Origin of the sequence: Brevibacillus halotolerans (genome assembly GCF_026891775.1) — a bacterium.
GTDB lineage: Bacteria > Bacillota > Bacilli > Brevibacillales > Brevibacillaceae > Brevibacillus_B > Brevibacillus_B halotolerans.
This window is the reverse complement of the sequence record NZ_JAPTNK010000003.1, coordinates 385,340-408,783: the sequence shown is the minus strand read 5'-3', so window position 1 is coordinate 408,783 and position 23,444 is coordinate 385,340. Positions and strand designations below refer to the sequence as shown.

The following is a 23,444-nucleotide window of genomic DNA, read 5'->3' as shown; positions in this document are numbered from 1 at the left end:
TTTCAAATGAAATCTAGATTCATAAAATCATTACTTTGGACGCTACCGCTGATATTTGGACTTATATCAATTGGAATTGGACGTTATCACGTAGATTTTATTGTACAAACTAAAATATTGCTTTCACAAATCGTTCCTATAGAAAAGACGTGGACAAATATGGATGAAACGGTTGTAATGAATATCCGTCTTCCCCGTATTTTACTTGCAATGCTCATCGGTGGCGGTCTATCCATCGCCGGTGCTGCATTTCAAGGAATGTTTGCGAATCCTTTAGTCAGTCCTGACATTTTAGGTGTTTCTGCCGGTGCTGGATTCGGTGCGTCTATTGGCATATTACTCTTTGGTAATGGTTTTACAATGCAAATTTTCTCACTACTGATGGGAATGTTAGCCATTGGATTTGCATTTCTTATCGGTGGTTCCAAACGAGATATGCCTATTTTTATGCTAGTGTTAGCAGGGGTTGTAACAAGCGCCTTATTTCAAGCTCTTATTTCACTAGTGAAGTTTCTAGCTGATCCAGAAGAAAAGCTGCCCTCCATTACTTATTGGCTGATGGGCAGCCTCGGAACAGCAAGCTATTCAGATTTATTTATTGGTGGTCCACTTATATTAATAGGAATCATCATTTTATATATCTTGCGTTGGCGTTTAAATATTTTATCGCTTTCTGAAGATGAAGCAAAATCGCTTGGGATATCGGTAGCGAAGATGAAATGGCTCGTAATTTTAGGGGCAACGTTAATTACATCTTCTGCAGTTGCAATAGCAGGAATCATAGGCTGGGTTGGTTTAATTATCCCACATATTGCCCGAATGCTTGTTGGTAGTAATAATCAGTATGTATTGCCTGCATCCATCTCAATTGGTGCGATGTATTTGTTAATGATTGATAATTTAGCGAGAAGTTTAACCGCAGCAGAAATACCATTATCGATCTTAACAGCAATTGTCGGGGCACCTTTTTTTGCGTATTTATTACGAAAAACAGGAGGTGGCTGGAGTTGATTTTACAAATAAAAGATGGCAACTATTTTTATAAAAAATCAAATCATGGCAATGAACAAAAATATTTATACCATAACGATATCAACTTTGAACTACAGCCTGGGGAAATTATGTCCATTCTCGGCCCAAACGGTGCGGGAAAAACGACAATGCTCAAGTGTATTATGGGGTTGTTGAGATGGAAAAAGGGAGAAACTTTATTAGGTGGGAAACCTCTTTCTAGCTATAGTCAAAAGGAAGTATGGAAAACGATTGGTTATGTACCGCAAGCATCTAAAATGACATTTGGCTATTCTATTTTAGATTTAGTAATCATGGGGCGTGCATTGTTACTGCATACTTACGCCCAACCATCTGAAGTCGATAGAAAAGCTGCACTAGATGCACTCGATATGGTAGGTATTCAACACCTAGCAGAACAGCCATGCACAGCTGTAAGTGGTGGGGAACTACAACTTGCATTGATTGCTCGTACATTGGTATCAGAACCCAACATTTTAGTATTGGATGAGCCAGAATCGCATCTCGATATTCATAAGCAGAAAATTATATTACAAACGATTAAAAAGCTTGTGAAAGAACGTGGGCTAGCATGTGTTATCAATACACATTACGCAAATCATGCCTTTTATTTTGGAGATAAGGTGCTCATGGTTGCTAAAGACCAACCCATTATTACAGGTCCAGTATCTGAATTGATGACAGAAGAAAACCTATTACATTACTTCCAAATCGAAGTAACTAAGTTACTTCATAAGGTTGATGGACATGTATACGAAACCATAATACCAAAATATTTCGGTGTAGATTACGATAATAATTGATGATAGTGGTAAAGCAGATGTTCTGAGAATTAATTCAGTACATCTGCATTTTTATTAGTAAGAATGAAAAGTTCCTTTACAATAGGGTACCACCGACATTTCGGAAAAGGTACGGAGCCCGATGCTGAGACTTGAAAGGGGTATTATACGGATCCGTATAATACCCAGACCGCGTGAACGTGTGGAAATTGCTCTGCTCTAGGAAACACGTGTAAATAGGCGTGTTATGCCGACAACTTGGGGCGGCCGGGGCATACGATGACCAGTAGAAACGAGACACAAGACACAAGACTAATACGGGAGGTAACAAACATGAACCTGACATTAGATCGACACAGTCTGACAAATGTCGATGACCCTGCTGGTGTGTGGCAATATGAAGGCGGTAGAGTGTTTGAGGGAAATAACTATATAGCCAATTACGCGAGTACGAAGCGTACCGTAAATCAGGGAACTACAGCGCAGAATACGGCAATGCTGACATTGACTCTTTTCTTTAATGGTCTCGAGAATATCACTCTCCAAGGAAGTCATGACTTCAGCTCTGGCAGGCAAATTGGAAGTGTTAGCTCTGCTTCATCCCAATTTGCTTCTCTTATTGGTAAACAGTTCACAAGATTAGGCAATACTCTCGTTATTCAGTGATTTCAGGTGATCGAAAATTCGACGGGTGACCCCAAAAAATAGCCAAAAAACACTATCGCTCAGCGAGTGCCACGTAAGAGAGGCCAACAAGCCGTTCTCTTCGTCGGCACCGTTTAGATCAGGCTGTGCAGGAAGAGTTCACAACTGGTTGGCTCCTGCGCCTACACGATATTCTCCGTTCCGCCATTTTTATTGCTTTCTCACGATTTTTGACGCCAAGCTTCGAGTAGAGAATCGAGCAGTAATTGCGGATCGTTCCCTCCGATAAAAGTAGCTTGGCGGCGATCGATTTGTAGCGCAGTCCGCTTGACAGATGCTCCAGAATCTCCATCTCTCGTTTCGTAAGCCCGTACGGATCGTTTTTCTGATTTGAGCCGATCCTTCTTCAACTGTTCACGTTGACGCTTCATCTCTTCGAAAACTCGCGTAGTGACCGATTGATCGATCCAGATTCCTCCATTATAAATAAGTTTCAAGGCTTCCTTCATCTCCCTCGGATGAATTGACTTCAGCATGTAGCCTTCCGCCCCGCACTCCAATGCAGTTGCTACTTAAAATGAATCCTCAAACGTTGTCATGAGCACAACCTTCATATCAGGCCATCGTTGTTTCATCTGAAGTAAAGCTTCAAGCTTGCCCATTCCCTGCATACGAATATCCATTAGCACGATATCTGATTGGGATCGCTCACAATGATCTAAGGCTTCGCGGCCGACATCCGCCTTTTATTCGAGGATGGATGTCGGTCTTCTTGCTGCGATTGTCGTCTCTTCATGTAAGAGGCGCACACGTGCTCCTGCATTCAGAATAAAACGACATCTAAATAGATAAGAAGCACGAGCGCCATAACGACAGCGTATTTTTAACCCGGACGGGCGAACTCTACCACCGACTTCTTTACCATTCCCACTAACAGATTGTTTATCGCGGCAACCGGTGAAATAGGGTTAGACAACCCCTAGCTTCCAAGCAACAGAACAGCGAAAGAAATCGAACGTATGTGAACCGCCGCTGGTTCTGCGCTGGTTGGAAGAATGGTGACAGGCACGATCGAATGAACACCGATCAAAGACGTAACGGTAACAAAAACAACCGTCACTTTCGAAAAAGATAAAAAGACTGGAAGAGGAATCATCTCAAGCAACGCGGGTGAAGCTCCGAATCCAGTTCCGATGATGCAACCGCTGAAAAAACGCAGCGCAGACACGAAAAAAAGCTACTTATAGCATAAAATACCAATATTTGTGTCACAATCACAATGATAAATGGTTTGTAAATAGCAGAAAGTTGCTTTGATTAAGGAACTTTCTGCTATTTAATGAACAAAAAAACGAATGATAAAGTAATGTTGTAAAAAATAATGGAATTTATTCCAAGTATAAAATTGGTAAGATTTCATTACTTCTACACATTACACCTAGAAAAGAGTTGATACGATGAAATTACCTAAAATGTATAAGTGTTTATTAGCTACTGCACTCCTCGGTTCATTCACCTCCTATCCAGAGCTATCACATGCGGCTTCAAGCGAGAAAGAAATAATAAACGACCAAGAAGCGAATTTTAAAGGCCTATTGGGCTACTACTTCAATGATAAAGAGTTAAAAGAAACCGCACTGATTTCTAATTCTGAGTCTGGAGATCTATTCGTTGATAACGATCAAATCGATGATATGTTACCTGATGAATTAAAACAATTTCAATCTGCCATGTGGAGAGGATTTATTAAGGTAGAAAAATCAGGTGAATATACGTTCTCCACGTCTGATAATGACCACACCATGCTATGGATAGATGATCACCAAGTTATCGATCACTCCTCAGCTACGCAAAAAATTGAATTAAAAAAAGGGAAGCTTTATAAAATAAAAATCACTTATCAGCCAGAATCCTCCTCTGCTAACGAATTTGGCTTACAGCTTAACTGGATTACTCCACAAGGAACGGAAGAAATCATTCCAGAAGGAAATCTACTGCTTCCTGACATAAAAAATCAACCAGAGAATGAATCTAGCAGAAAAAAAAGAAGTATTTCAACTTCTGACGACGGAGTTGAAGATAGTGATGGTGACGGCATCCCTGATTCCCTCGAAATCGAAGGATACACCTTGGATGTCAAGAATAAAAAACTTATCCTGATGCCTTGGATTGAAAAAGTTCATGGAAAAAAACGCACGAAATCTGGAGCACCGTTAACAAAATATACATCTTCACCTATGAAATGGAGCACCGCATCTGATCCATATAGCGATTTCGCCAAAGTATCAGGAATGATTGATAAAAAGGTAAAAGTGAAACATCCGTTGATCGCGGCGTATCCTAATTTACAGGTTCATATGGACAAATTTATTATTTCAAAAAATAGAAATGAAACGCTAGAAAATGGCGGGAATACAAGTAGTTCGATCAGTGGAAGTACTTCCACAAGCAATACTCATTCAACAGAAGCTTCTGTTGGGGCGGAAGTTCATGCTTCCTTATTTAACTTTGGCGGAAGTGTATCCACTAATTTTAGCGATAGTAATTCACAGACCGTAACCATTGATCGTTCAAGCTCTGAGAGTTTGGGAAGAAACTGGTCCAAATCCTTAGGTTTAAATGCAGGAGAGGCTGCCTATTTTAATGCAAACATTCGCTATGTGAATAATGGTACGGCACCTATTTATGAAGCAGCACCTACTACTTCACTAGTACTAGGGAAAAACGATACCATTGCAACGATAAAAGCAAAAGAGAATCACCTAGCAAACGTAGTGTTACCAGACCGTTTTTATCCAGATAAAGATCAAGCAGCTATTTCTCTACAAACCAAAGACGATTTCGGTTCTAGCCCGATCACAATCAATAAGGATCAGCTTACTATTCTGGAGCAGACACAGCAAATGCGTTTGGAAACAGATCAGGTTTCCGGTTATGTAGGAGTAATTGATCCTAAAACAAAATTAATTGTGGTAGATAAAGATAAACAGTGGAGTCATATTATCCCTCAAATTGAGGAAACTACTGCTCGACTAATCTTAAAAACACCAGACAATTCAGAGTTGGAAAGACGAGTAGCTGCTGTTGATCCCGATGACTACACTGAACAAACGAAGCCAGATGTTACATTAGGAGAAGCGCTCCAATTGGCTTTTGGTTTTGAGGACAAGCAAGGAAAATTATCTTACAACAATACGAGTATAGATGATTTTAGATTGGTGTTTGATGAAGAAACTGCTGAAAATATAGAAAAACAATTAGAAGATATGGAAACAAAAAATATCTATAACGTCCAACTACATGCTCGAATGAATATATTAATTTCACCGAAGAAGGATGAACCTGGTGTTCATGAAGGGTTATCTAGCTGGGAAATAGATGGGGAAGACAATTACTATAAATATGATGTGCTGCAAACTGGCTGGCAAACGATAAATGGGAAAAAGTATTATTTTAATGAAAATGGCACTTTAGTACCCAACAAAGTAATTGAGGATGGAACCTATCAAATCAATACAGCATTAAAAAATACAAGTCTAGTTGATTGGAATAGAAGCGATAATAATATCACAGTGTGGGAAACGAACGATGGAAGTAATCAAAAATGGAAATTGAAGTATGATGACTCTCAACAAGCTTATGTGATTCGAAGCGTAGAAAATAACGATAAAATTATGGCTTGGAATGCTTATCAGGATTCTACTAATGTATTTGCTACAGCGTTTGAAGGTAAACCCGAACATTTTTGGATTCCTGAATTGCTAGGTAATGATTTCTATATCTTAAAAAACAAGAAAGATCCGACAAAAGTGTTGGATGTAGATGGTTCAGGCACTTCGAACGGGTCCAACATTCAGGTAAGTGATTATAAAGGTACTGATAATCAAAAGTGGAAATTAGAACAATTGGAAGCAAATTAGGTTGTCAATCTACGTACAATAAAATAAACATGAAGGTAGTGTCTGAATCTCCCGCTATCCCATAGATGTCAAAAATAGCCCTCTTTTACATAGTAATCACATATTAGATTAACTAAAAAAGAGGTCTGTTTTCTTTCTTTGTCGATGAATCTGAGAAACGAGCGTTCTATTCTTCGATGGATTTACAAAAGACTCTACTGCTTTCGGGGGGCCACTACTGTAAGGAGGAATTTAAATGCTACACAGACATAAAATGCGGCAAGTTCTGAGTACAACTGCTATGTTATTTGCCTTAACAGCTACTTCACCAGCGTTCTCCTATATTGCTCATGCGGCAAATGGATCACATGATGTAGAAGATAAAAAGAAAGAGGATAAAGAAAAAAAAGACAAAGAAGATAAAGAAAAGAAAGAGCGTGAGAAAAAAGCCAGAGAAGAAAGAATGAAGGAAGTCATAAAAGGAATTGTAAAAACAGAAGGTAACAAGGAGGATGAGCAACGCTTAGAAGATACCCAAGCACTAGTAAACAAACTTTCGCCTGAAATATTGGAAATGTATGAAAAGGTGGGTGGGAGAATTCATCTGACCGAAAATAGTATCGCGGAAAATCCTATAGTCAAAGGACTCAGTGAAAAAGACAAAAACATAAAAGATAGCGAAGGAAAAGAGGTTTCTGTAGATTCTCACTTTGTATTTTCAATAGGTGGTAAAAATCCAACTGTGATTATACATACAGAAGAGTATTCAGAAAGCCACACCAAAAGCAAAGAGGTATATTATGAGATAGGAAAAGCAATCGCTCGTGACACGTTAGGAGAAAGTGCTTTTGTAAATGAAAGTTTTTTAGATGCTGTACATCAAGCAAAGGCAGACGAAGATGCAAGTGCTTTACTTCTTTCACATGTACCTCCCTATGAAGGTGAGTATGATACCGCTTATGTGAAAGAACACATCAATGACTTTCGAGAAGTGTTTGCACAGGCCTTTGCGTATTATTATGAACCTAGTTATCAACCTGTTTTACAAGCTTATGCACCGGAAATGTTTAGATATATGAATGACATGAGCAAAAAAGGATTTAATGAAACCAATACTTCATTAATGGAAAAACAAACAACTCCCTTAGACTTTCAAGGTGATATAGATGCTGCTAAGGAATTTGGAGCTAAAATAAAACTATCGGATACTGTAGTGACAAAAGAAGACAAAAAATTTATGGATGGTTATGTAGCATATGGCCCAATGTTAAATAGGATTTTAAGAGGGGTCGACAAACATCCGGGAATTTCTGATATTGATCTGTTCATTCATGGGATCGACAGTCTCTTTAAAAAAGAGGAAGCAAAGCTTCCTAATGATCTTATTGTATATCGAAGAACGGATGAGAGGGAATTTGCTCTCCCAGCGGGGTCTTTATTCACTAAGGATGGAAATGTTAATCACGACGCCATTAATAAATTAAAGAAACTAGAAGGCAAAATAAAAACGGATAAAGGGTTTATTAGCACATCACTAGCTCTTAATAGTGTTCCTTTAGGTGGAAATCAGGAATCAATTCTTATACAAATGAAACTCCCAAAAGGGACTCCTGCAATTTACATGGATAATAGCTGGTTAGAGTTATTATTGAAAAGAGATTCTTCTTATAAAATTATAAATGTGAAAGGTATAGTTTTAAATGGTAAGATCGTTGTCAATATAGAAGCTGAGCTATTACCAGAAAAACAGAAAAAATAAATGATCTCTCCAATCAAAAAACCTCATAAATGAAGAACAAGTCGATTGCTAAAGGTGATATTTATGAAAGAAGTTCATACAGAAACGATTCATCCATCTATAAGGAACCTTTTGTCCTTTGCCACATCAGAGTATAAGATTGGGGAAGAATACCAGAAATATTTAGAATTGCTAAACCGAAAATTGTATAGTTTTGAGCTTGAAGGGGAAATTGTTGGTTGTATTGGTATTGAAATGATCAGTGATAAAGAGTGTGAAATTAAACATATTGCGGTATCTTCAGGCCAACGAGGTAAAGGTATTGGCAGCAAGATGATTACCTATGTCGCTGATACATATTCAGTTTCGAGGTAACTAGTCTGGTTGAAAAGTATCCGGGCGTAGAACGTTTCCTATGTACATGGAGAAACGAGAGACTATATTGAACGAATAGGTGCTTTCGTTAGTCAAAACGAAAAAAGGTCGATTTCCTGTATACTAGGAATCGACCTTTTTTCTGACTTCTTTTTAAAAGGTTCTTTGTGAGACAAAGAACTCTAAGATCATGTAAAATAAGAGACTATCAATCAATTTTTAATAAGGTGGGAGATACTGCTGGCTTATCATATTAGGGTAAGAGCGGGAGCAATTATTATCAAAAATGATTCAATCCTGTTAATTGAATTTCATGACGAAAATGGCTCTTTCTGAATTACAGCATATCATCCTGTATCCAAACATAAGAGAGCATTTATTAGAAGAATATATCTCAAATTAAAGTTTACGTTTGATCTTAGAAACACTAGTGTTACGCTTTCAGTAATAATTTCTTCATCATAATACTGAAAAGACAAATATTCGTTTGAAAGCAGATGTTTTAATGGCTAGCTGTAGCTTTGCAAGTAAGTCTGATTAAACTATACATGTATAGGAAGTGATCTCTTGTTTATTACTATATTTCTATCTATTCTTTTTGCAATACTCTCGGTTTTAAATACCAATAAGCTCATTGGCGTAAAGAATTATTCATCAACAAGTCATTTATATATGCAAACGAAAGTACTCATGATTATACCTGTAATTGCCTTGCTTATCATTTCAGTTGTTATATACAATTTTCATTCATTATATGAAGAAAGGATTTCTCACGCGTTGCTTGTATTAAGTATGTGGATGGTAACTACTAATTCTATCTTTATTTATAGAAATATAAAAAGTCAAAATTGTAATAAAGCTACTACAGTTGCCTTAGCTCTGATGAGTCTTATTGTCGCCATTTATTTTACACCTCTTGAGCGATATAATAGTTTGTTTAACAGCCATTACTACGTAGTACCTTTCTTACTTAGTGTAAGCTTAATTGCCATTACATACATAAATCTATTTAGGATGAGGAAAGCTTTTTTCTCAGCACCAACTAATAAAATTGTGTAGAAAGGGGATTTATTCCTAGTAAATATAATTGACCTTATCCGATAGAAACAAGGCTGCAAATCGCAGCCTTTTCTTTCTTGTAAGGTTCAACCTAGAATATCTATTTATAACGAATTGATGTAAAATATTTCTGAAATAAATTATGGATACATACAAGATTATTCTGCAAGAGGTGAAAAAATGGAGATTAGAATGATACATGAAACTGAGGATGTACCGATGGAATTACTGTTGTTGGCAGACCCATCTGAGAGGCTTGTGAAGGAATATGTAGAGAGGGGGCAATGCTATATTATGGAACAGGATGGACGAATTATTGGTACATATGTGCTTATCCCAACTCGTCCAGAAACAGTAGAGCTTGTCAATGTCGCGGTTGATGAAGAACTGCATGGGAAAGGATATGGAAAACAACTAGTATTACATGCCATTGAAAGTGCAAGATTGAATCATTATAAAACGATTGAAATTGGCACGGGTAATTCAAGTGTTGTTCAATTAGCACTTTATCAAAAATGTGGATTTAGAATGACTCATATTGATAAGGACTTTTTTATCAGACATTATGCCGAACCGATATTTGAAAATGGCATACAGTGCATAGATATGGTGCGTCTATCGCAAGACTTATAAGATTTGCAACTTTTAGATTTATTTACTTCTGGATAGACCAAGATAAACAGTAATAGGACTTGGGGCACCACTTTTATCCTGATTGTTATAGGGCATGTTTCTATATTATTTGGATTTCTCTTTTTTAAGCTAGTAAAGAGTAAAGGGAAGTTTTAGCAGAAGATTGAAGGAATATCTGATGGTAATGGAAGACTAACGATTAGGTCTGTTAACAAAACGAGTCATCCTAAGGAGGAAAAATGAAACAGAAACCAATAGTAATAGCTATTGCGGCTGTGTCGGGTGGAGGTAAGACAACCGTTGCAAAAAATGTAGCTAGTAAACTTAATGATGCTAGAACCATTCATTTCGATGATTATGACATTGAAGGACCAAGTGATATTGGTAGATGGGTAGAAGAAAGTGCAAGTTATGATGATTGGAATGTTGAGCCAATCGTAAAAGACATCAAATCGCTAGTACATGAATCTAACGTGCAATATATTATTGTAGACTATCCTTTTTCCTATCTTAATAAGCAGATGAAGGAATTGATAGATCATTCCTTTTATATCGATACACCATTAGATATCGCGATGGCAAGAAGATTCCTTCGTGAGCCGATGGATTCGATCAATGATGTCATAGATGATTACGAACTATATTTGGAGGTGGGAAGAAAGGCATACAAGCTGATGGAAAATAAGGTGAAACCTGATGCGGATTATATTATTGATGGTCAGCTACCTCTAGATGAAATTGTAAAAGAAATACTGAATAATCTATAAGCTGTGAAAAATAAGCAGATTACAAACGTGGCATGTGTTTGTAATCTGCTTTTGAAAATAGAATAGCTGTCCAATTGCGTGCATTAACTGCAAACTGTTGCAATCATATATTCCTATAGATTTTTTTGCGCATAAATATGTAAAGAAATGTACATAGATAGGAAACCAATGAATAAGGCAATACCTAATGGAAGCCAATCTATGATTATGCCAGGGATTCCTTCAGTAAAAGAAAAATGCCAGGATAGGTTTGAAGATTGTATCCCTTTTAAAATAGTAGGAAGTACAAAAGGTGTTAGAAAGATTGTAAAGAATGAGATATATCTTGTTTTCTCATAACCTAACTTAATTTGAACGGGTATTAATATTCCAAAGAAAATAGAAACGACCAATAAGGCTATTCCGAAAGTCAAAGGGGTTAGCAATTCTAAACCAATTGATGCTCCAAGTACTGTTGCTAGGTTATACAGTATGAAACAGCTCAAAAAGATGAAAAGAACCAATAGGTATTTTCCCTTAATGATGCCATTTCGTGTATAAGGGGTAGTGCATAGCAGAACAGCACCTTTATATTTCTCTTCTGACATTGAAACCATATTAAATAGAATAAATTCTGCGAATATCACTGTGATTAGAAAGCTGATAAAGCTACCTCCACTGAATTCTAGCTTCGAATAGAGATAGATGGGGCCAACAACTGCAAAAATGAGCATGGGGATGATATATTTTTTGGCAAGAATTAAATCCTTTTTAACAAGATTCAAAACCATTTTGATGTCCTCCTATATAAGCTAGCATTACATTTTCAATAGATGGTCTCTCTACGATGACACCATTCATCTGTTCTAGAATCGCTTTTGGCTTATCTGTAATTCCTTCAAATCCGTATGCTGTTTGGCGCAGCTTTACGAATAATTTCTCCGTATGCTGATTAATCAAATGATTGTCGCCCTTGATTAAGGCATGGCGGTCTAATAGTTCATCCTTACTCTCATTAAATATGATTCGACCATTATCAATGAGGATAAGAACGTCAGCAATCTTCTCTAAGTCAGAGGTTATATGAGTAGAAAAAAATACACTTTTTCCTTCCTCTTTCATAAATTCTAACAGGATCTCCATTAGCTCACTTCGAACGAGTGGGTCTAGGCCGCTTGTTGGTTCGTCCATGATTAATAAATCGGCATGATGAGAAAGAGCCAAGGTAATGGCAAACTTCATGCGCATCCCTTTTGATAGATGAGAAATTTTTTGATCTAATTTTAATTGAAATCGCTTGATATATTGGGAAAATACTGATTCATCCCAGTTACTATAAGCAGGGGCTATGATACTTTTCATTTCTTTTAATGTCATTTCCTCATAGAAATAACCCTCATCCAAGACTATTCCAATCCGATTTTTTATTTGTTGTTCATGTTTTTCTATGTCTTGACCGTTAAAGCGTATAACTCCTGAATCCTTTTTATAGAGTCCGAGTATTGTTTTTATCGTACTAGTTTTCCCTGATCCATTCGTGCCAATAAATCCAGTAATACAATTTTCTTGTAAAGAAAAATTAATATGATCCAGACTAAAGCTGTCTAATTTCTTGGTTAGATGATTCACTTCTAAAACATTTTTCATTGTTCTTCATCCTCTTCAAAAAGTATATCCATCATGGCATATAGTTCTTCTTTCTGAATCCCTAGGTTTTTTGCCATATGCCATACCTCTGATAATTTTTTTTCTACTAGGTGCTTTTTCGTTTCCATTAATATATCTACATTTTCTGATGCCACGAATGAGCCTCTACCTGCTTGTGTTACAACAAAACCTTCCTTTTCTAACTCCTCATAGACTCTTTTGGTTGTAAGTACACTAACCTGGAGATCATTTGCTAATGAACGAATGGAAGGAAGCTGTTCTCCTGGCTTTAATTCTTCACGAAGAATAGCCGATTTAATTTGATCCTTTATTTGCTGATATAATGGTTGACCAGAATTATTTTGAATAATAATTTTCATGAGTGTACTCCTTGTTATTCTAACTGTATATTATGATAATACACAGTATACACAGAGTCAACATGCATTACACTTTTAGTAACGATTAACTGGTGTAAGAAGAGATTTTGCTGAGCTTGTTTATCGTACGGTTAATACTAAAATTATAATTATAATTTTATGTAAATTAATATAATGTATGGTTATTTAAAAGGTACAATGTGTTAATGACTATCTGTTGAAAAAAGATTCATGGAGTTAGTATAGTCTCATGGACACCTCTTAGTTAAATCCTTACAATGAAAACAAGAGGAGATGAGGAACACAAAAAAACGAACAAGAGATACAATGAAGATATTAAAGGAACAGTGGTAGATCTTTATCACTCTGGTTACTCTGTAAAGGAATTATCTAGCGAATATGGTATTTCAGAAGTCACTATTTACAAATGGATCAAAGAATTTACTCCTCTCGGGAAGCAGGACAATCTATTGCACCTAAAGAGATTGCTGCTATGCAGAAGGAAATGCTTCGATTGAAACAGGAAGTTGAAGAAATGAAAGGGATAGGTAATAATTGGAATGTGATTCGAGGGATGGTTATTAAAATGCATCTCATAAAAAGATATAATGATAATACACTGGAGAAGCTCTCCCAAAAAATCATGGAGGTTTCACAGGACGAAAGATGCTTTGCCGTACCATTGCTTGAGTAATATAATCGTCTCCTGTTAGAAAAGAAAGAATAAGCTAGAGAGTTTGAATATTAGAAAAGAAAACCCACAACAGAAAGGAAACATCAGGCATGATTTATGAGCTTCCTGTTCAACAATACGATCGGATTACGGATATTTTTCGCGAACAAATCAATCATCCTATTATTTGGGGAATCATTCATGGAAATAACCAAGGTAAAGTATATGTAGATGATACAGAAAAACCAAAAACAGCATTGATATGGGCAAAATTTGAAATATTTATACTTGGTGGAGACAAGGAGAACGAATCATTTAACAGAAGCCTTGAGTCGTTCATTCGGGAGAGGATTGCACCAGAGAGTTTGCAGATTGGTGACATTGCTTTTCAGTTAGAGTTCGCAGGGGCGAATACGGGTGAAGGAACAGTGATTGATAGGCTGAAAAGCTATTTGCCAAAAGCTTATGGACGTTGTGCTTTCACATTTAATGAAGCGAGGTATCGAGAGCTTGGAAAATGGCATGATCAGATTCCCTTTGGCTACTCTGTAGAAAAAATTACTCCGGAATTAATGGAGAGGGATAAAGAGGGCGTTATTCGAGAAGAGCTGGAGAACTTCTGGGTCTCTCCAGAAATTTTTTTCGAGAAGGGTATTGGCTATTGCACCATGCAAGGGGATAAAGCAGTTAGCAGTTGCCTTTCTGTTTATGCAAGTGAAGGAAATATTGAGATCGGCATTAACACCTACGATATGAAACATCGGAACAAGGGATTGGCAACACTGGCTGCTCGCGCTGTGCTGGATGAATGTCTTCAACGGGGGATCACTCCGCATTGGAAGACAGAACATTTCCGTTATGCATCCATAAGACTTGCAAATAAGTTAGGCTTTGAAAACCGTCGGGATTACATGGCGTACTATTTCTTTTATCGAGAACAAGATAATCTTGTCAGCAGTGCTTATTACCAGCTAAAAGAGTTTGGCGATGTCGTTACAGCCAATGACTATGTTAGAAGAGCAAAAGGTATGGGGGAACTGGAAGACTGGCATTGCTTTCTTATCGCTTGTGGCTTTGCTGTGAGTAAAGACACGACTACTGCTCTTTCCTATTTAGAACGAGCCATTGACAAGGGCTGGAGTGATACAAGCGACGTGAAATTTGAAAATGACTTGAAAAATTTGCATGGGTTAAAAGAATGGGAGATTCTGACCAAAAAGTTGTTTTTAACTGAAGATGAATAATGGTACCGGTTATGAAAATAATGATTGAATTGCACGATGATCAGAACGATTTGGGTAAGGAAACTGCTCAAATCGTGAACGCAATCTTCAACTTCAAGGACATCACACATGTGGCATGCAAAGCAGGATAAGAAGGACTTCTTATTAGGAGAGATGCAAATGCAGTCAATGGGTAGGATAAACGTTTCAGAAGATCGAATGATTGTTGCAAACCAGAAGTCAAAGGAAAGAGATTATTGGTAGATGAAGCTGTCAGGAGAGCTAACGGAGTGTCACTTTCCCTACGATCAAAAAAATCAAGAGAGCCCTTGTGAACAAAGAGCTTATGTAAAAAGTGTTGTTGATGGCTTGACTTTTAACCAGCTAATGAAGCTTTCCAATGGCTCTGACATTCGCCTACACATGATTTTGACATCTGTATTGAACGTGCTGTTATACAAATATACGGGCCATACTGATATCATCGTGGTCACTCCAGTCTTAAAGCAGGAAACAGAAGCTGATTTTATCAATACGATCCTTATTCTTCGCAACCAATTAAGAAATGAAATGACATATAAGGAGCTACTCTTACAGACTAGAGAAATGCTGAATGATGCGACGCAAAATCAAAATTATCCGCTTTTATCCTTATATGAACAGATTATGGGGCATTCCGGGTCTGATTATTCAGCTCTCTTTCATGTTGGAATTCTACTAGAGAACATCCATGATCATAACTACCTACTTTCAAACCAGCCGGAAGTCTTATTCTCATTCCTCAAAACAAATGAAGTCTTGAGCTGGAGATTACATTTTCGACCGATCGATACCACAGAGCTGGCGTTCAAAGAATAGCTACTCATTACAAAGGACTATTACAAAAGATCTTAGATAATCTTGATACACCATGGACTGTTCTATTATGATCTTAAGACTTATAAAATTAGCGAAATATATTCAAAGCCTGACAGCTATATAAATAATTTCTTACTGCTAGAAAACTCATTCGCAATGTCCAAGAAGGGAGCAAAACAAATGCAGAACAAACAGGGGAAGCAACAGGACCTGATAGCAGATTTGATTAAAAATTAGGAGTAATCCCTCCATTAGTTCGTTGCGTGCTTTCAACTGGACGCCTGTTCACATCCCTTATCATGGACTAGCTTTGTTACCTCTAATATTTCACTTTTGGCAAAAATCAATATCTATTTCCCTGATCTAACGTAAATCGACTGAAAAAATGAAAGATGATAACATTCTGAATAATTATGGTAAATTACGGAAATAGGGGGTCGTTTGATGAAAAAATATATTATATTTGGAGCTAGCAAAGGTTTAGGAGACGCTTTTGTTAAAGGCTTACCCAGTTCTGGTGATCAGGTATGGATTGTGTCCAGAAGCAGGCCCAGAAGCTTAGACTTACATGACGGAGTTCAGCGAATATGGCTGGAAGCCGATTTATCGCAGCAAAATAAAATAAAAATGATTACGGATACTCTTCAACATGAAAGAATTGATGTCCTGATATACAATGTTGGGGTGTGGGAAAAAGAAGGGTTTGAAGATCATTACGACTTCGAACAGGACGATCCAGAAGATATTGCTACTATCATTCATACAAACATAACATCCACGATTACTTATATCCAAGCCTTGTTGCCAAATCTAAGAAGATCAGAAAGTGGGAAGATCATCCTAATTGGATCGACTGCTGGGTTAGATAATACAAATAATTCTCAAGTATCTTTTGTGAGTTCTAAATTCGGGTTGCGAGGCATAACCAATGCACTGCGAGAACATGTCAGGAAAGATGGAATTGCTGTTACTTGCATCAATCCAGGTGAACTAGCAGCAGAAATCCCATATGAGGCTGGTGCCGAAAAAGCGATTTCAGAATATAACGGCACACGGATTCCAGTCCAGGATATTGTCTCTTTAGTCAAATGTGTTGTGAACTTGTCAAAGGTTTCGTGTGTCAAAGAAATTCATGTACCAGCTATGACAGATTTAAATGCCTGACTCGATCTAATACGATAAATCAATACATAAATAGCTTACATTTTTTGGTAGCAAAATATATCTAAAATACACCGTAATCTTGTAAATTAAGATCGCGACATCAGCGCGATCTTTTTATTTTCATGCTTTCTTTTGGAAAGGACTATTGTTTTCCGGTGGATCAGTAGGCGGTGGTTTTTGGGGCATGTACGAGAGTGAATTGAAAAGCTCTCCTTCATTTAATAGGAGAGCTTTGTAGAGCCTATCTTCTATAAACTTTATACACTATTTCATCTTCTCCATCGAGAAGCAGTTTAATATAACCACCGGTGAACTGGGAATCAGCTCTCATGTACCATGTTTGATTATGGGGATTTTTATATACCTCTAAATGTGAGTTGCCTGATATCACTACATATGAAATGTTACGCATAGAATACAAAGGCACTGGTTGTCCACCTGGGACTACAAAAAGATCTCCCGTTCTTATCTGTGCTTTAACAATCTGCTGCTCTTGAGCGGAATCTAAAGTAGCCGCAGACACGAAACTCCCGCCAAATCCACTCATAAGTCCTAAGGCTAGGGCACCAACAACAAATTTTTTAAACATTTGCCTCAACTCCCTAAAAATTATTTTTTGTTACAACACAAATAATTCTTTGGTTAAAAGGAATATCCTTCCATATATGGTTAAGTTAACAATTTAGACGCAAAGATTTATTGTTATTTCAACAGATGGTACAAACATAAAAATCGAAAATATTTTATTGGACGAGTGAGAACCTTTTTTTATGGCTTCGTTTAACTAACGCCTTCATGGAGATCAACGAATTGACAAGAAAAATACTGCTATGTAAAACAATTAGCAGTCTCCTTTTTCTACTGTTGATCCAATTTTATAGGATGGTGCTAGTGAAAAATCCATTATTCTCTCCTACATAACAAAAACAAATTAGAAATATGCAGTGAATTGACTAGAAAATTATTTTACGATAACATTTGATTGATTGTTCGAAAAATTGATTATTGAATCGAAAATTCAAGGGAGAGCTTTTATGTGAACAAAAGAAGTGAAGAACAATAGAGAAGCACAGCAACATGAATGAAGAAGAGAAGCGATCGTTCATCGCTTACGCAAGACGTGATTTAAAGTAAGCTCATCATACATAAGTAGGTGAAAATAGATGACAGCATCAAAGATATCATTGAATGAACAAAAAACAGTTGTTGGATACACCAAAATGATTGGTATTTTTTTATACGGTGGATTCGGAATAGCAGGGTTTGTTCTTGGTTTTTTTCTTCCTCAAATAGCGGCATGGGCTTTAACACTTCCTTGGGTCCCATTCCGAGGAATTTTAAAACTCATCAATTCCTTTCAAGGAATCTGGCCTACTATCGTGTTGGCAGTGATTGGTTTACTTGCTGGTTTGGTGTTTGCTTACATAGTTGTTAAAGAATCTCTTATCCTAACGATTACGAATCAGGAAGTACAATTAGAGAAGGATGAGTATAAGCAGACGATTGCCTTAAAAGACATTGATACAGTTTTCTTGGATGGAAAACAATTGGTCATGCTCGATAAATCAGGATATGAGCTTGTACGAGAACAAAGCGATGAATCAGCTATCAAAATAAGTGATGCCTTTCAGAAGCATGGTTATCCTTGGTCTTCAGAAGGGGACCCGTTTAAAGACGAGTATCGGCGCTGGGTCCTTGATACCCCCGATATATCAGCATCTGCCAATGCTCTAATGAAGGCGCGAGAAATAGCTTTGGAGAAGAAAGAAAAGGAAGATATCAGAGACCTTCGCAATGAACTTGCCAAGCTTGGCTACATTGTACGCGACGAGAAAACAAGACAATACTGGCGTAAAGTACATAAGGATATACAGAATCACTGAGGATTTTTATCTAGTGAAGAAAGTCGTTTTCTATGAATGTAGAAGACGACTTTTTTGTAAACCTAATCGTTTTATTTTTTACTATGTGTTGACCTGCTAAGACCCAGGTAAAATGATCTAATTTCTATATATAAACTCTCTATTTTATGTGGTTACTAGCTTGTTGGCCTTTCACTACATCGAATCGAATGGGGAAGTTGTTAAGAAGGTACATGCTTCTCTAAAGCCGGGTGGTGCTTTCATTTTTCAGTTGAGCATCCTATAATTTACTTCGTGAAATGAACAGGATTGGTACCTTGATAGAAAAACCAAGTCATGCTGGTCAGCAGTATTCCTATCATCATAGATGACAAATCTGTCTCGCTTTACATAGGGTCTGGGAACTTAAGGGAAAACAAAAGGAGTTCTATGGCGTAGTATATTCTTTGCGAAGACCTTACTCTGTTCTCAGACCATTTACATCAATCTTAATAGAAAGTTAGGTTAGTTGCACTAACATAGCTCTGGTAGGTGATTTAAGAGGATGTGCTGCTCACGTTCGATATCATGTTATGTGGAATAAGCTAGAGCCTACTCTTTTTACTGCCTATTTACTGGTAATTCATTACGGTAATTTTATCGTAAGAAAAGTGAATGCTATTTAAATCAGAAGTTTTTAAATTAACTAAAAGTAAACGTTTGCTAATAAACAAGCTATAATGAGGGCGTATTATCATTCTTCATCATTTGAAAACTAGATTTTTGGCATTATTTCATACTAAACCTGATTAAAAGGAAGTTGATATCATGGAGATTCTTAAGGGTACAATATTACTATTATTTGTACTAAGTCTGTTTTCCCTTTTTAGTTTTAAAGCACCCAACGGAATGAAGGCTATGGGGGCTTTAGCAAGTGCGGCAGTTGCTAGTTTTTTAGTTGAAGCTTTTCAGCTATACGTTGGTGGCGATTTAATCGGTATACCATTTTTAAAGGAGGTTGGCCAATCTTCCGGTAGTCTCGGCGGAGTAGCTGGTGCAACTTTGGTTGCTTTAGCGATGGGTGTATCACCTGTTTATGCTATGCTTGTAGGGGCTTCTGTGTTAAATTTTGGATTGCTGCCTGGATTTATTGCCGGTTACCTTATATCATTTTTAGTAAAACAAATTGAAAAACGCGTACCAGAAGGATTAGATTTAATTGCTTGTATTGTAATTGCGGCACCATTAACAAGATTAATTGCAAAAGGAATGGACCCGATTGTAACAGTAACATTGAAGCAAATCGGTGCAGTTATTACATCATCAACTGATGCTAATCCAATTATTATGGGAATTATTCTAGGTGGAATTATTACAGTCGTTGCAACTGCACCGTTAAGCTCAATGGCATTAACAGCATTGCTTGGATTAACAGGGCTACCGATGGCAATTGGTGCCTTGGCGGTAACAAGCTCATCCTTTATGAACTATGTTTTCTTTAAACGAATGAAGCTCGGAGATAAGCGTACAGTAATTGCCGTTTCGATTGAACCATTAACGCAAGCGGATCTCATTTCAGCCAATCCAATACCGGTATATATAACGAACTTTATTGGTGGAGCAACGGCGGGAATTATTATTTCAATGTTTGATCTGATTAATAATGCAACCGGAACAGCAACGCCAATTGCAGGACTTATGGTTATGTACGGGTTTAACGATCCAATGAAAGTGACATTATGTTTCTTATGTATTATGGTATCTGGTATTCTTTCAGGATATATTGGCTCACTGTTATTTAAAAATTACCCAATTCGTACAGCAGAGCAAATTCGTGGTACGGACGGAAAAGCAATAGATGCGGCAGCTTCGTAAATGAATGGATTAAAATCGGACCAAAATACTAGTAGCGCTTCATGCAACAGATAACGTGGACCTGAAGCAACACTAACAGGTCGTGGTCTGCAAGAAGGGGATTTTTACATGGGCACATACGAAACTAAGGCAATTACACGTAAAATCAAGTCGATTAACCGATGTACAGGATATCTTGTCCCTCAAAGGATAGTAATGCGATAAAATGAGACTTACAGTTTTTAAAGACGAAGTTACACTAGTAAATTCGTTGAAATTAACTCAATTGGGAGGTTGTCCCTATCATTTTATTCCTTCTTTTCATAGTATGTAGCATACTCTCGGAAAGAAGGTGAAAATATGGTAGAAGTTACTTGTATAGATGAAGTAAATGGCCAATTTTTCCTAGTTGTCACAGCTGCTGGTGTGACAATTCGAACACCTATTAATGAAGCATTAGCAAACTTTCTGCTATCGCTAGGTGTACCGCGCTGCACATAATTTTGGTTTAACTATTTCTTGCTTTAAAAAAAAGAGTGAAGGAATGACTGTTTTGGGACAAGTGCTCCAATGATAGAAGGAGGGGTTGTCCCTTTTTTTATCCGCAGCTTGTTACCGTGTGAAGTAGCTTGCAAGCATTTTCCATCCAGCTTTAGTAAAATAGGTTTTATTATAAGCAATTATAGGAAGCAGAAAAACGGGGTAACAAAACGTGTAAAGGGGCGCGCTATTTCCTGGGACATAAGTATGAGTAAAAATGTGGGTGATAGGGAGGCTCTTTACGTATAAATAGATCGTTTCGTCTGGAAGTTAACTTAGGTGGTATTACTTATGCAGGCATGATAGAGGCTTATAAATTACTAAGAAAACCATTCTCGGACTTTATAAGAGAATACACCCCTTCAGCAGTCAATGGAAAACCTTATGGGTTACCGCTGAGCGTTAGGGGTGCATAGATTACGGAAAAACGGGTTGAAGTCTATTTAGTTGGTAATAGAATCCAATTTACTTTTCAAATCAGTTACGTATTCAATGATTTCGTTTTCATCTAATTGTTGCATTGTTTCATAATGGTTATACATTGTTTTTACATCTTCTAGCCAAGTTTGATATTCTTCTTTTTCTTGGCTGCGGCTACTTGTTACTAGTGAATCCAGGATAGCAGCATCTTGTTTAGTAACATGACTGAGATTACCTACAATCGTATTAAAAAACTCTACTACTTCTTCCTTATCCATTTTGTCTGATTTTTTTAATAGACGATCCAGATCAGATAGAGACTCATCTAAATCAATTAATTTTTCTATCATATCTTCTTTTAGACCCTGTCTGTCTATTTCTCTTGCTGCTGTATTGACATTTTCCGCAAGGTGGCTCGGAAGTAACGTTGCTTCTACTAGTAAATTTGTTTGTTTAACGCCAGACTTTTTCGTGTATTCGTAGGTGTCAATTTTATCAATTCTGTAAGAAGAACCTTTATCTATGATTAGTTCAGATTCTCCTTGATAGGTAGCAAGATCTCCAAAAATATACGCAGCATGCGTTCCTTCTGGAATATTTATTTTAAATAAAACTGTTTTTGCATCAAACGATTCACTAAAATGGTTCGCTACTGAGGTACTAAGGAAAGCTTTTTCTTCTCTAATGGAACCTTCTAGCTGATTTTTCAATTTCTCTACAACATTTTCGTTTTTAAAATTAGTTGTTATGTCAATGCCTAGCGCATCTTTTCCCACTTTTCTATAGACTGTTCCTGCTTCTGAGAGAGGGGACTTAGCTAAAGCCTTTGACATATCTCTTACTTCTTTAATCTTATCTAAAGGCAAATCGTTCTCTCGTAGTCCTTTGTTGATCGTTTTATAATTTTGCGTGGTATATAATTGGATGGCAGATTTTTGTTCAGGCTTGAGCTTTTGACTATAATCCTTATACATTTCTTTGTACCATGTGTCAGCCGCTGTTACGTTTTCCTCGAAGTCTTTTCGCTCTGGCTGTTTTTCTGGTGCATCTATGCTCTTATTTATTTCTTCAAATCCATTTTTATTCATTTCATCCATGTACTTGAACATTTCTGGCGCATAAGTCTTTAATACCGGCTGATAGGTTGGTTCATAATAATATGAAAAGGCTTGTGCAAACACTTCGCGAAAGCCATCGATGTGTTCTTTCACATATTCGGAATCAAACTTCCCCTCATGAGTTGGTAGATGGGATAGGAGTAATGCGCTTGCATCCTCGTCTGCTTGTACATGATCTAAAGCATCTATAAATGCTTCATTGACAAGAGTTTTTTCTTCTAACGTATCACGAGCGATTGCTTTTCCGAATTCATAATAAACCTCTTTGCTTTTTGTGTGGCTATCCGAAAACTCTTCCGTATGAATAATCAGAGCTGGTTCCTTCCCGCCAATGGAAAAGACAACATGAGAATCTAAGGATACTTCATTTCCTTCGCTATCTTTTATATTTTTGTCTTTTTCACTGATTTTTTCGACTAAAGGATTTTCCGCAATACTTTTTTCGGTCAGATGAATTTTTCCTCCCGCTTTTTCATACATTTCCAATGCTTCTGGTGGAAGTTTTTTTAATAGTTCTTGGGTATCTTCTAAGCGTCGCTCATCTTCCTTGTTACCTTCTGCTTTGACAATTCCTTTTATGACTTCCTTCATTCTTTCTTCTCTGGCTTTTTTCTCTCGCTCTTTCTTTTCTTTATCTTCTTTGTTTTTCTTTTCTTTATCCTCTTTCTTTTTAACTTCTACATCATGTATTCCATTTGCTGCATAAGTAATATGGGAAAACGCTGGAGAAGCGGCTGTTAAAGCTAACAGCATAGTAGTTGTACTCAAGACTTTCAACATTTTATTTCTGTGTGGCATCTAAATTCCTCCTTACAGG

The 23,444-nt window shown here is 37.1% G+C and carries 22 protein-coding genes and 1 pseudogene; 16 read left to right on the top strand and 7 right to left on the bottom strand.

Annotation, left to right across the window (positions count from 1 at the left end; genetic code table 11):
* Window positions 1–6: 6 nt before the first annotated feature.
* From O0550_RS06930 to O0550_RS06920, 3 genes are all read left to right on the top strand, one after another.
* Window positions 7–1,011, top strand: a complete 1,005-nt coding sequence (locus tag O0550_RS06930; protein WP_022586706.1) for a FecCD family ABC transporter permease — start codon at window positions 7–9, stop codon at window positions 1,009–1,011.
* Window positions 1,008–1,835 (top strand): ABC transporter ATP-binding protein, encoded by an 828-nt coding sequence (locus O0550_RS06925; RefSeq protein ID WP_258425907.1) that lies wholly within the window; start codon window positions 1,008–1,010, stop codon window positions 1,833–1,835. Before O0550_RS06930 ends, O0550_RS06925 begins: the two co-directional genes overlap by 4 nt.
* Window positions 1,836–2,147: 312 nt before the next feature.
* A complete protein-coding gene (locus O0550_RS06920) occupies window positions 2,148–2,480 on the top strand; it encodes a hypothetical protein (protein ID WP_003344372.1) in 333 nt (110 codons plus the stop codon).
* A 161-nt stretch (window positions 2,481–2,641) separates the two neighbouring features.
* Here O0550_RS06920 and O0550_RS06915 read toward each other — a convergent pair.
* Window positions 2,642–3,205 (bottom strand): annotated as a pseudogene (locus tag O0550_RS06915) (response regulator); the annotation flags it as partial.
* 233 nt (window positions 3,206–3,438) lie between these two features.
* Complete coding sequence (locus O0550_RS06910; protein WP_258425906.1) at window positions 3,439–3,687, bottom strand: hypothetical protein; 249 nt, start codon at window positions 3,685–3,687, stop codon at window positions 3,439–3,441.
* Window positions 3,688–3,916: 229 nt separating this feature from the next.
* Between O0550_RS06910 and O0550_RS06905 the strand changes: the two genes are divergently transcribed.
* From O0550_RS06905 to O0550_RS06885, 5 genes are all read left to right on the top strand, one after another.
* Complete coding sequence (locus O0550_RS06905) at window positions 3,917–6,379, top strand: binary toxin-like calcium binding domain-containing protein (RefSeq protein WP_258425905.1); 2,463 nt, start codon at window positions 3,917–3,919, stop codon at window positions 6,377–6,379.
* 235 nt (window positions 6,380–6,614) lie between these two features.
* On the top strand, window positions 6,615–8,117 hold the full coding sequence (locus tag O0550_RS06900; RefSeq protein ID WP_258425904.1) for an anthrax toxin lethal factor-related metalloendopeptidase: 1,503 nt from the start codon (window positions 6,615–6,617) through the stop codon (window positions 8,115–8,117).
* Between the two features lie 63 nt (window positions 8,118–8,180).
* Entirely contained in the window at window positions 8,181–8,471 is a 291-nt protein-coding gene (locus tag O0550_RS06895; RefSeq protein WP_258425903.1) for a GNAT family N-acetyltransferase, read from the top strand.
* Window positions 8,472–9,710: 1,239 nt separating this feature from the next.
* Window positions 9,711–10,163 carry a GNAT family N-acetyltransferase gene (locus O0550_RS06890; RefSeq protein ID WP_258425902.1) on the top strand — a complete coding sequence of 151 codons (453 nt, stop codon included), beginning with the start codon at window positions 9,711–9,713 and terminating at the stop codon, window positions 10,161–10,163.
* A gap of 239 nt (window positions 10,164–10,402) precedes the next feature.
* Window positions 10,403–10,930 (top strand): nucleoside/nucleotide kinase family protein, encoded by a 528-nt coding sequence (locus O0550_RS06885; protein WP_003344388.1) that lies wholly within the window; start codon window positions 10,403–10,405, stop codon window positions 10,928–10,930.
* A gap of 113 nt (window positions 10,931–11,043) precedes the next feature.
* Here the strand turns inward: O0550_RS06885 and O0550_RS06880 are convergent, their stop codons facing one another.
* From O0550_RS06880 to O0550_RS06870, 3 genes are read right to left on the bottom strand one after another with little or no spacing between them, the layout of a single operon-like run.
* On the bottom strand, window positions 11,044–11,700 hold the full coding sequence (locus O0550_RS06880; RefSeq protein ID WP_003335827.1) for an ABC-2 transporter permease: 657 nt from the start codon (window positions 11,698–11,700) through the stop codon (window positions 11,044–11,046).
* Window positions 11,681–12,556, bottom strand: coding sequence for an ABC transporter ATP-binding protein (locus O0550_RS06875; protein ID WP_003344390.1), 876 nt, complete (start codon window positions 12,554–12,556; stop codon window positions 11,681–11,683). The genes O0550_RS06880 and O0550_RS06875 overlap by 20 nt, the downstream gene beginning before the upstream one ends.
* Entirely contained in the window at window positions 12,553–12,936 is a 384-nt protein-coding gene (locus O0550_RS06870) for a GntR family transcriptional regulator (protein WP_003344392.1), read from the bottom strand. Before O0550_RS06870 ends, O0550_RS06875 begins: the two co-directional genes overlap by 4 nt.
* Window positions 12,937–13,214: 278 nt before the next feature.
* Between O0550_RS06870 and O0550_RS06865 the strand changes: the two genes are divergently transcribed.
* The 5 genes from O0550_RS06865 to O0550_RS06850 all read left to right on the top strand — a co-directional run bounded on the left by O0550_RS06865 (window position 13,215) and on the right by O0550_RS06850 (window position 16,854).
* The gene (locus O0550_RS06865; RefSeq protein ID WP_003344394.1) at window positions 13,215–13,454 is read left to right on the top strand and encodes a transposase; all 240 of its coding nucleotides are present in this window, start codon (window positions 13,215–13,217) and stop codon (window positions 13,452–13,454) included.
* On the top strand, window positions 13,364–13,630 hold the full coding sequence (locus tag O0550_RS24635; RefSeq protein ID WP_396125738.1) for a hypothetical protein: 267 nt from the start codon (window positions 13,364–13,366) through the stop codon (window positions 13,628–13,630). Before O0550_RS06865 ends, O0550_RS24635 begins: the two co-directional genes overlap by 91 nt.
* A gap of 89 nt (window positions 13,631–13,719) precedes the next feature.
* Window positions 13,720–14,853 (top strand): GNAT family N-acetyltransferase, encoded by a 1,134-nt coding sequence (locus O0550_RS06860; RefSeq protein WP_258425901.1) that lies wholly within the window; start codon window positions 13,720–13,722, stop codon window positions 14,851–14,853.
* Window positions 14,854–15,096: 243 nt separating this feature from the next.
* On the top strand, window positions 15,097–15,690 hold the full coding sequence (locus O0550_RS06855; RefSeq protein ID WP_258425900.1) for a condensation domain-containing protein: 594 nt from the start codon (window positions 15,097–15,099) through the stop codon (window positions 15,688–15,690).
* Window positions 15,691–16,134: 444 nt separating this feature from the next.
* Complete coding sequence (locus O0550_RS06850; RefSeq protein ID WP_003344406.1) at window positions 16,135–16,854, top strand: SDR family NAD(P)-dependent oxidoreductase; 720 nt, start codon at window positions 16,135–16,137, stop codon at window positions 16,852–16,854.
* A gap of 241 nt (window positions 16,855–17,095) precedes the next feature.
* Here the strand turns inward: O0550_RS06850 and O0550_RS06845 are convergent, their stop codons facing one another.
* Window positions 17,096–17,443, bottom strand: a complete 348-nt coding sequence (locus O0550_RS06845) for a hypothetical protein (protein WP_258425899.1) — start codon at window positions 17,441–17,443, stop codon at window positions 17,096–17,098.
* A 574-nt stretch (window positions 17,444–18,017) separates the two neighbouring features.
* On the opposite strand from O0550_RS06845, the gene O0550_RS06840 reads away from it, so the two are divergent.
* The 3 genes from O0550_RS06840 to O0550_RS06830 all read left to right on the top strand — a co-directional run bounded on the left by O0550_RS06840 (window position 18,018) and on the right by O0550_RS06830 (window position 21,050).
* On the top strand, window positions 18,018–18,737 hold the full coding sequence (locus O0550_RS06840) for a YqeB family protein (RefSeq protein ID WP_096886814.1): 720 nt from the start codon (window positions 18,018–18,020) through the stop codon (window positions 18,735–18,737).
* Window positions 18,738–19,523: 786 nt separating this feature from the next.
* A complete protein-coding gene (locus O0550_RS06835; RefSeq protein ID WP_003335850.1) occupies window positions 19,524–20,570 on the top strand; it encodes a PTS sugar transporter subunit IIC in 1,047 nt (348 codons plus the stop codon).
* A 339-nt stretch (window positions 20,571–20,909) separates the two neighbouring features.
* The gene (locus O0550_RS06830; RefSeq protein WP_003344408.1) at window positions 20,910–21,050 is read left to right on the top strand and encodes a DUF3956 family protein; all 141 of its coding nucleotides are present in this window, start codon (window positions 20,910–20,912) and stop codon (window positions 21,048–21,050) included.
* A gap of 482 nt (window positions 21,051–21,532) precedes the next feature.
* On the opposite strand, the gene O0550_RS06825 is transcribed toward O0550_RS06830, so the two are convergent.
* Complete coding sequence (locus tag O0550_RS06825; protein ID WP_258425898.1) at window positions 21,533–23,425, bottom strand: ADP-ribosyltransferase; 1,893 nt, start codon at window positions 23,423–23,425, stop codon at window positions 21,533–21,535.
* Window positions 23,426–23,444: the final 19 nt, after the last annotated feature.